Source organism: Sutterella seckii, assembly GCF_009183815.1.
In the GTDB taxonomy this organism is placed as follows: domain Bacteria; phylum Pseudomonadota; class Gammaproteobacteria; order Burkholderiales; family Burkholderiaceae_F; genus Sutterella; species Sutterella seckii.
The window spans coordinates 1-8,580 of the sequence record NZ_WEHX01000097.1; the positions used below are offsets into that span (position 1 = coordinate 1).

The 8,580-nt window shown below is 62.3% G+C and carries 6 protein-coding genes and 1 pseudogene; 3 read left to right on the forward strand and 4 right to left on the reverse strand.

Annotated features, from left to right (window positions below; all coding sequences use genetic code 11):
- The 3 genes and pseudogenes from GBM95_RS12365 to GBM95_RS10120 form a co-directional block, all read left to right on the forward strand.
- A pseudogene (locus GBM95_RS12365) lies at positions 1-948 on the forward strand (ribonuclease E/G); the annotation flags it as partial.
- A 207-nt stretch (positions 949-1,155) separates the two neighbouring features.
- A complete protein-coding gene (gsiB, locus tag GBM95_RS10115) occupies positions 1,156-2,679 on the forward strand; it encodes a glutathione ABC transporter substrate-binding protein GsiB (protein WP_152158982.1) in 1,524 nt (507 codons plus the stop codon).
- A 144-nt stretch (positions 2,680-2,823) separates the two neighbouring features.
- The gene (locus GBM95_RS10120) at positions 2,824-3,435 is read left to right on the forward strand and encodes an HD domain-containing protein (RefSeq protein ID WP_193222659.1); all 612 of its coding nucleotides are present in this window, start codon (positions 2,824-2,826) and stop codon (positions 3,433-3,435) included.
- Between the two features lie 96 nt (positions 3,436-3,531).
- On the opposite strand, the gene GBM95_RS10125 is transcribed toward GBM95_RS10120, so the two are convergent.
- The 4 genes from GBM95_RS10125 to GBM95_RS10140 are packed head-to-tail and all read right to left on the reverse strand — an operon-like array spanning position 3,532 to position 8,311.
- On the reverse strand, positions 3,532-4,251 hold the full coding sequence (locus GBM95_RS10125; RefSeq protein WP_152158983.1) for a dihydrofolate reductase family protein: 720 nt from the start codon (positions 4,249-4,251) through the stop codon (positions 3,532-3,534).
- A 39-nt stretch (positions 4,252-4,290) separates the two neighbouring features.
- Positions 4,291-5,853, reverse strand: coding sequence for a flavocytochrome c (locus GBM95_RS10130; RefSeq protein WP_152158984.1), 1,563 nt, complete (start codon positions 5,851-5,853; stop codon positions 4,291-4,293).
- Positions 5,853-6,488, reverse strand: a complete 636-nt coding sequence (locus tag GBM95_RS10135; RefSeq protein ID WP_152158985.1) for a response regulator transcription factor — start codon at positions 6,486-6,488, stop codon at positions 5,853-5,855. Before GBM95_RS10135 ends, GBM95_RS10130 begins: the two co-directional genes overlap by 1 nt.
- Positions 6,485-8,311 (reverse strand): sensor histidine kinase, encoded by a 1,827-nt coding sequence (locus GBM95_RS10140; RefSeq protein ID WP_193222660.1) that lies wholly within the window; start codon positions 8,309-8,311, stop codon positions 6,485-6,487. Before GBM95_RS10140 ends, GBM95_RS10135 begins: the two co-directional genes overlap by 4 nt.
- Positions 8,312-8,580: the final 269 nt, after the last annotated feature.

Below are 8,580 nucleotides of genomic sequence, written 5' to 3' on the forward strand. Positions count from 1 at the left end.
GGCCGCGGCTCGGAAGCTCAGGAAGGCGCTGAAGGCCAGTCGGCTCAGCCGGCAGAACCTCAGGGTCTTGCCGCCGAAGTCGCCCAGCAGCCCGTCTGGACGCCTGCCGCGGAACCGCTCGTGCAGATCGAGACCAAGTCCGCAGTTTCTCAGGCCGTTGAAGGCGCCTTTGCCGGCGCTCAGACGGAGGGCAATGCCCACGACGGCGAACGCCGCCGCAGCCGCCGCTCGAGAAAGCCCCGTACGGAAGCCCAGGCAGACCGCATTCCTGAGGCGAAGGAAACGAAGGAAGGCGCTGCCGCTCCCTCGCCCGTCCTCGCTGAAGTGATTTCGCTCGACGAAGGCATCGTTGAGGGCGATAAGGCTGCGGATGAGGCCGCTCAGCGCGCCGAGGTTCGCGAGGAGAAAAAGTCCGAAGAACCTCAGCAGGAAGCCGCCGTAGAAGCCGTGAAGGCGCCCGAACCCGAGGAGAAGCTCATTCAGATCGAGACCCGCAAGGCTCCTGAAGCTGCTCCCGAGGCTCCTGCTCCTGAAGCGGTTCCTGAAGCAGCTCCCGCAACGGCGCCTGAAGCGCCGGCTGAAGCCGCTGCTCCTCAGGAGGAAGCCCCTGCCGAACCCGCAGAGGAACCGCAGGCCGAAGAGACGGCATCCGCTGGCTCCATCGCCGACGGCCTTGAGGAGAACCTCCGCTCCGCGGGCCTCGTGCAGGTCCACACCGCGAAGCCCTCGGCAGCTACCGGCTACGAACCCGTGGTTCAGCCCGGCCGCGTGATCGAGCACGCTGCGGCTGAAGCCGAGGAAGGTCCTCTCACGCAGGTTCACACGAAGCCCGAGCTCTGCCGCCCGGTCGACTATGCGCCCGTCATCCAGCCGGGCCGCAAGGTCGAATCGAGCGCTGAAGCCGCTCAGGCTGAAGTGCTCGTGCAGGTGGAAACGAAGAAGAACTAAGGATTAAACCCTGTTCTTTTTGCTGCGCCCCGAATGTTCATCACATTCGGGGCGTTTTTATATGCGCCGGATGCAGCATTCACGCGATGCACGGTCTACTCTGATGGAACCCATTCGTGTGACGAGGATGCCGGAGCGCATTCATCTCGGAATCTCCGGGACCTCCTCCCTCACAACTCGCACGTCTTCTTAAGAGGAGTTTCATCCATGACCCGTTTTCCCAAGGCTCTTCTCGTGCTCGCGCTTGCGGGCGTCGGCGCTGCTGCTTCAGCCGCCGAAATCACCGTGAGCGTTTATTCCGCCTTCACGACGCTCGACCCCTACGATGCAAGCGACACGCTCTCGCAGAACGTTGCCAAGTCCTTCTATGAAGGCCTCTTCGGGTTCGACAAGGACATGAAGCTTCAGAACGTCCTCGCCGAAAGCTATGAAGTGAGCGACGACGGCCTCGTCTATACCGTGAAGCTCCGTAAAGGCGTCAAGTTCAGCGACGGCGAACCCTTCAACGCCGCTGCGGTCAAGGCGAATTTCGAGCGCGTCATCAATCCCGACAAGCACCTCACCCGCTACACGCTCTACAAGAACATCGACCGCATTGAGGCGGTCGACGAATACACCGTCAAATTCCATCTGAAGGAAGCCTTCTCCGCCTTCGTCAACCAGCTCGCGCATCCGAGCGGCGTGATGATGTGCCCGAAGATTCTCGATCTCCCGAAGAAGGACATTGCCTTCAACCCCTGCGGCACCGGCCCCTACACGCTTGAGAAGTACAACCCTGCCGAGTACCTCATCGTGAAGAAGAACCCGAACTACTGGCAGGCGGGGCTGCCGAAGCTCGACCGCATCAATTTCCGTCCGGTTCTTGAAGACGCCACGCGCGTTGCGATGCTGCGCACGGGCGAAGCCCAGTACTGCGACGTGGTGCCGCCCGAACAGGTCGAGCGCCTGAAGGAAGCGAAGGACATCGTCGTCGAGGTCGCGCCCTCGATCGTTCAGCGCCAGATCTACCTCAACAACACGAAGAAGCCCTTCAGCGACGTCCGCGTGAGAAAGGCCCTCAACTACGGCCTCAACAAGGAAGCGCTCGTCAAGGTCCTCTTCAAGGGCTATGCGGCGCCTGCCACGGGCGTCGCGCCCCAGGGCATCGACTACGCCACGCAGTTCGGCGCCTGGCCCTACGACGTCAATAAGGCGAAGGAGCTCCTCAAGGAAGCGGGCTACCCCAACGGCTTCACGGCCACTCTCTGGGCGGCTTCGAACTCTTCCGCCAACCAGAAGCTTCTGCAGTTCCTGCAGCAGCAGTATTCCCGCATCGGCGTGAAGCTTCAGGTCCGCGCTCTGGAAGCCGGCCAGCGCGTTTCGCTCGTGCAGTCGGTGGGCCCCGAGAAGAGCCAGATGGAAATGTTCACCTGGGGCTGGTCGGCCTCAACCGGCGAACTCGACTGGGTGCTTCGTCCGCTCCTTGCCACCTCGAGCTTCCCGCCCGCCAATTCCAACTACGCCTACTACAGCAATCCGAAGGTCGACAATGCGCTCGTGGCTGCTCTGAAGACCACCGACCGCACCACGAAGCAGAAGATCTACGACGAAGCGCAGAAGATGATTTGGGATGATGCCCCGTGGGTCTTCCTCACGGTCGACCATGACATCTCCGCGCACGCGAAGAACCTCGTCAACTTCCACAGCCTTCCCGACGGCGGCTTTGAATTCCTCCGTGCGGAACTGAAGTAATTCGTCTGCGTCATTCTGATTGAATTAGGCATCGCCCCGGCATTTCCTTTTGCGAAGCGCCGGGGCTTTTCTTTGCGTCATTTATTGGCTGAAGAGCGGGTTAACATAGTGTTGTGAATCGTTTTTCCCTGAGGACAAGAGACCATGCCGCTGCTCAACACTTCCCGCATTGCCGCCGCCTTCGCGCTTGCCGCAAAAGTGCATGAAAGCCAGAAGCGCAAAGGCACTTCAATTCCCTACATCTCGCACCCAATGGCTGTTGCCTCGCAGGTTCTCGTCTGGGGCGGCACGGAAGACCAGTTCATCGCGGCGCTCCTGCACGACGTGCTCGAAGACGGCGGCGTCGAATATGCCGAATCGATTGAAGCCGATTTCGGACCCAATGTGCTCCGGATCGTCAAGGCGCTCTCCGACGCGCTCCCGAAGGCTGGCGAAAAGAAGAAGCCCTGGGTTGAGCGAAAGACCGAATATCTCGCGCACCTCGCTCAAGCCGACGACGAAGTGCTCCTCGTCTCCGCCGCCGACAAATGGCACAACCTCACCTCGATCCGGGACGATCAGCGCAAGGTCGGCGATGAGGTCTTCAGGCGGTTTGTGGGGTCGACGCCCGTCATGGAAGAGAAAAAGCGCCTCACGCTCTGGTACTACCGCGAAGTTGTGCGGATTTATCTCGAGAGAGGCGTCGCGGGGGCGGACGCGCTCGAGCGCCTTCTCCGGGAAGTCGAGGACGATGCAGCTCCTGAGCTTCGGGCTTAAGAAAGAGAAATAGGAAGACAGTCCGACAGGAAGCTTCCATTTGAAATCCCCGCACCTGAAACGACGCGGGGATTTCTGTTTTCGAAGGTATTCCCGTCAGTCGTTTTTGACGTCGTAGTGGAGCCAGACGGCGCCGCCCTCGAGCGTCTCATTGTCGAGAAGCCTGAGGTGAGCTCCGGCGCCCGGCATCTGATCTGCCGGCGCCTTGACGCCGAAAATCGCCGCGGAACCAAAGAGCGCATCAAGTCCCGGATAGACGATCACTGAAATCTCGTCGATGAGTCCGGCCGTCAGGAAGGCGCCGTTGATGATGCCGCCGCCCTCGAGGAGAAGCGTCTTCGCATCAAAGAGCTCTTCGAGGGCTTTGAGCGCAGGCGCGAACTTTTCGCGGTTGCTTTCGCCCTCGCCCTCAAAGACGTAGGAGACGCCGGCGGCGCGGAGCTTCGCGAGGTGGCTTTCCGCAACCCTGGGCCCGAGAACGAGGACCAGATGCTCGCCCGTGGGGAGCGCATTGATTTCGGGAAGGAGCTTTCCCTTCGGGTCGATCGCCACTGCGATCGGACGTCCTTCGCGGCTGCCGACGAAAGCGGGGGATGCGGGCGCATCCGCGTCGCGAAGGGGCGCCGGGTCGCCTTCCTTCACCTCTTCGCAATAGTCCGACATCGTGGTTCTGCCGACGATCCAGCCCTGAGCGGGAAAACGCTTCGCCGCGCCTTCGTAGAGCGTCGTAATGTCCGCCGGTTCCTGAGGCGCACCCCAGCGGGAGGGATAGAGTCGCCCGTCGACGGACGAAATCATGTGGCAGATGATCTTCATTTTTGCTTTGTTCCCATGCATGGCGCTTTTTAAGAATTTTCAGAAAAGCGCCGAATCTTCAGTCTGATCCTTTTCGGACTTAGCCGCTTCGCGGCCGGCGATGCGTCCGAAGACGAGCGCATCGAGGAGCCCACAGGAACCGAGGTACCCCACGCCGTGAAGTCCCCCGGTGATTTCGCCTGCGGCGTAGAGATGCGGAATCGGCTGGTCGTCCTCAACCGAGAGGACGCGCGCCCTCAGGTCGATCGCGATCCCGCCCGAGCAGCTCAGGACCTTCGCCGTAAGGGGCGCCGCATACCAGGGCGCTTCGCCCATGGGCTCCGCCCCCTTCTCAATCCGCCTTCCCATACGATCATAGAGGTCGCCCTTCAGAACCGATTGCGAATAAGCCGCAATTTCCTGCCTTAAGCTCTCAAGCGGCATTTCAAGCTCGTCGGCAAGGCTTTCGAGCGTTTCGAATTCCGTCACGTAGCCGCGGGCGACGAGCGTCTTCACGTCTTCCTCAGTGAAGATTCCGGACCGGGGATGACGCACGGCCCGGGCGTCCGCGATCGCGATCAGGTCGTGCTCCCGGCGAAGGGCGTCGAAGACTGCGTTCGTGCGGTCGACGGAACTCCCCATTTCGTTCGTGAAGCGCTTTCCCGTTTTCCGCTCGACCCAGATCCCCTGGGCACCCGCGCAGTAGCGCGTGAACTGCCATCCGGTTCCCCAGCCTTTTTCGTCGGGGTTTGCATCCGGAATGCAGGAGATGTACTGGAGATGAATGATCCAGGCGCCGATTTTCGCGGCTGCGCGGAGCACCTCCGCGGTGCTCCCGGGCTGGGTCGTCGTGCCCACGCGCTCCGAAAGCCTGGGGTTGCAGAATTCCCTGAAGTCGATGTCGGCGCCGAAGCCGCCCGCCGCGAGAACGACGCCGTATCGGGCGCGCCAGCGCATGAGGGCTCCCGAGCGGACGTTCCGAGCGAGGACGCCCAGCACGACGCCCTTCGGGCTCGTCACGATGCGCTCGACCTTCATCCCGACCTCGAACCGGGCGCCGAGCGCCCGAGCGCGTTCGTAGAGCGGAATGATGAGCCCGGCGCCGCTTCCGCTTCCGATGACGGAGGCTCTCGCGACGCTCGCCTCTATCTCTTTTTCGAGATGATCGGGCTTCCAGCTGACGCCGAGCTCCTTTTCGGTCCATTCGTAGGTCTCGAGCGCCTTCTCCGCCATGAGCCGGATGCGGCCCGGATGTCCGCAGTAGCTTTCCTTCAGCATGTCCGCGGCGAAGCGCTCAGGCGAATCGGCAATGCCGAGCTTCTCCTGCACGGGCGTCCCCGGCACCGACATGAGCCCCTGCGAGATTCCGGAGTTGCCGCCGATGCTTCCCATCTTTTCGAGCACGATGACGCTCCTTCCTGCTTTTCTCGCCTCAACGGCGGCGGCAAGGCCTGCTGCGCCCGAGCCCACAATCAGGACGTCGGCAGCGGTTTCCGGGAGCCCGGGAAGATTCTCCGGAAAGCTCCCGAAGCCGGTTTCCGGAGAGGGCAGCCTGGCGCCGGCCTCCCCGGCGGGGAGGAACGGCCAAAGGGAGGCCCCTGCAAGGATTCTTCTGCGGCGCATTACTTTTCCTCCCTGAGGATGCGCTTCACGCTCCTCACGGCCTGAGCAATTCCGGAAGCGCCCTTGACGCCGAGCTTTCGGCAGACCTCTCCTCGATGCACCTGCACGGTCTTCACCGATATGCCTCCGAGGCGTTCGCCCACCTCGCGGTTGAGAAGCCCCTCGGCAATAAGTTCAGCCACCTCGCGCTCGCGGTCCGTGAGGCTCTGCCAGCGTGCGATTTCTTCGCCCGGGTTCTTTGACGGAGCGCTCGAGCGCTCCACCGCGCTCACGATCGCTTCCATCAGGCGCGCCCGGTCCGCCGTCTTCTGAATGAAGGCGGCCGCTCCCCGCCGCATCGTGTCGACCGCCATGTCGAGGTCTCCGTGGGCGGAGAGGAAAACAATCGGCAGCGTCATCCCGCGGCGATTCATTTCCTCCTGGAGCTCTAGCCCCGTCATGCCGTCCATCTGAACGTCAAGGAGCAGACACCCGGGCCGGGAGGGCGAATCTTCCCTGAGAAACGCCTCGGCGCTCGGATACATCGCGCATTCGAATCCTTCCTGCCTCAGCATGAAGGCAAGCGACTCGCGCATTCGCTCCTCGTCGTCGACGATGCGGATGAGGGGCGGTTCATTGGTTTGAAAAGCATTCATCGGTTCTCTCCTCTCCCGCTTGAGGTACTTTTCGCGTCCTTCGAATTCATGACCGGAAGCACTACAACTGCCGTAATGCCGTCGCCGCCCGAGCGCTCGAAGGAGAGCCTCCCCACGCAGTTTTCAGCGAGCGTGCGCACAATGGAAAGCCCGAGCCCAAGGCCGCCGGGCTTCGTGGACTTGAGAAGGCGCTTCCCGAGCGCGTCAAAGGCATCGTCCGAAATCCTCGGACCATTGTCCGAGACATGGAGCTCGAGCGTCGCTTCAGAGGCGGGGCTTCCCGGTATGCGGAGAAGCTCAACGAATACGCGCGGATCCTCAACGTTTTTGGCGGCATCGACCGCATTGGCAAGAAGGTTGATGATGATGAGCTCGAGGTCGAGGGGATCAATCCAGACCTCTCCCCGGTCGATCCGGCCGAAAACGATCCGCGCAAGCCTTCCGCGGCGGGTGGCGCGAAACTGCGTCACCGCATCGTGAAGGGCGTCGGAAAACTCAACCGCACGCCTCTCTGAGCGCCCCTGACTGTAGGTCCGCACGCGGTCGATGATGGCGGCAGCGCGCCCGGCCTCATCGTTGATGGATTCAACGGCCTTTGAGACCTCGTCGAGCGTTTCCGGCTCATCCTCGATCATGCGGATGGTTCCGCGCGAAAGATTCTGAATGACCGCCAGGGGCTGCTTCATCTCATGCGCGACGATGGAGGAAATCTGCCCGACGGCGCCCGCGCGCTGAAGCTGATCGAGGCGCTCGGTCATCTCGCGGGCATGGCGCTCGGCCGCCTGCTGTCCGGCATGGACGCGCTCAAGCTCCTCCGTTCTTCTTCTCACAAGCTTTTCGAGAATCGCGCTGTGGGCGAGAAGCCCCAGGAGCGCAACAATGGCAACAAGAATGAAGGGCCGGTACTCGTCCCAGACGCGCGAAAGCGTCCACTCGCGCAGATACGCATAGGCGCCGATCCGGAGCGTCTTCATCAGGTCCGTGTAGCTCGACGTGTTGGTCGAGACCGTCCAGTACTGTCCCCAGGCATTCGCGGGCTTGGTAAGAAGCACCGCCGTCACGGCGCGGGCGGCATCCTGGGAGAGCCTTTCCGACGCGGCCACGGTCCACCCCGGATAGAGCGCCGTCGAATGCCGGCAGGCGAGGCCGTCGCCGCGCTTCGCGTCGAGCACGCGGATTTCCGCTTCAAAGGTGCGGTTCCCGGCCTTCCAGAGGTCTTCGAGGAAGCACCCGCGAAGAATCCCCGCATCCGCACGGCCCGAAAGAACGTGCGAAAGCACTTCCTTCATGCGAAGCCTCGGCACCGTCTGAATGCTCCCGAAAAAATCATCCGGATCGGCATTTAGCCGCGCCACCTCGCGCTTCACTTCGAGAATGCCGGGAGAAGGCTCGTCGACGACCGCCGCAACGCGCTTTCCCCTGAGGTCCCTGAGCGTCTTCAGATCCTCCCGGTCGCGCCGCACGATGAGGGCGGCGCCGAGCGAACGGCTCGAGTCGGGCGCCGCGTCCGAAACAATGCTCGCGAGCTCGTGAAGCGAATGGGGAGCGCTGAAGGCAAGGAATGCGGCGGGCGCCACCACGAGGTCGACATTTTTCGCGGCCACGGACTTTTCAAGGGCCTCGGCCGACAGAAAGTGCACGGAAAACCGGTACTCGGGGAGCCGCCAGGCAAGGTAGCGGATCGATTCGTCGACGAAGGCGCCGTCGTACCAGGGCGGCGAATAGGCAAGGAACCCCACGCGCACCTCCTGAACACCGGCAGGACCTTCTTCCGTCCGGGACTGCGGCGTCCCCGCCGGAGCGGAAAATGTTGCGCGGCTCACGGCGTCGGCGCCCGAAGAAGGCGCGGCGGCTCCTCCCTCTGCCCCGGCCGGCAGAGAGATGGCAAGAGAAAAAAGGATGCCGAGCATCCTCAGGGGTATTGGTCTCATCCGCATGATGACGAAGTCTAGCCGCCTCTTCCCGGGCTTTTGAAGATCTCTTTTTCCGCGCGGGAAATCGGGTAGGAGGCATGGGATTAGTTCCCATGCCGTCCTCCCACACCACCGTACGTACGGTTCCGTATACGGCGGTTCCTAGTATCAAGGCTTAA

Excerpts from the sequence above, each read along its gene's own strand:
- gsiB (WP_152158982.1), top strand. The coding sequence starts at position 1,156 with ATGACCCGTTTTCCCAAGGCTCTTCTCGTGCTCGCGCTTGCGGGCGTC.
- GBM95_RS10120 (WP_193222659.1), top strand. The coding sequence starts at position 2,824 with ATGCCGCTGCTCAACACTTCCCGCATTGCCGCCGCCTTCGCGCTTGCC.
- GBM95_RS10125 (WP_152158983.1), bottom strand. The coding sequence starts at position 4,251 with ATGAAGATCATCTGCCACATGATTTCGTCCGTCGACGGGCGACTCTAT.
- GBM95_RS10130 (WP_152158984.1), bottom strand. The coding sequence starts at position 5,853 with ATGCGCCGCAGAAGAATCCTTGCAGGGGCCTCCCTTTGGCCGTTCCTC.
- GBM95_RS10135 (WP_152158985.1), bottom strand. The coding sequence starts at position 6,488 with ATGAATGCTTTTCAAACCAATGAACCGCCCCTCATCCGCATCGTCGAC.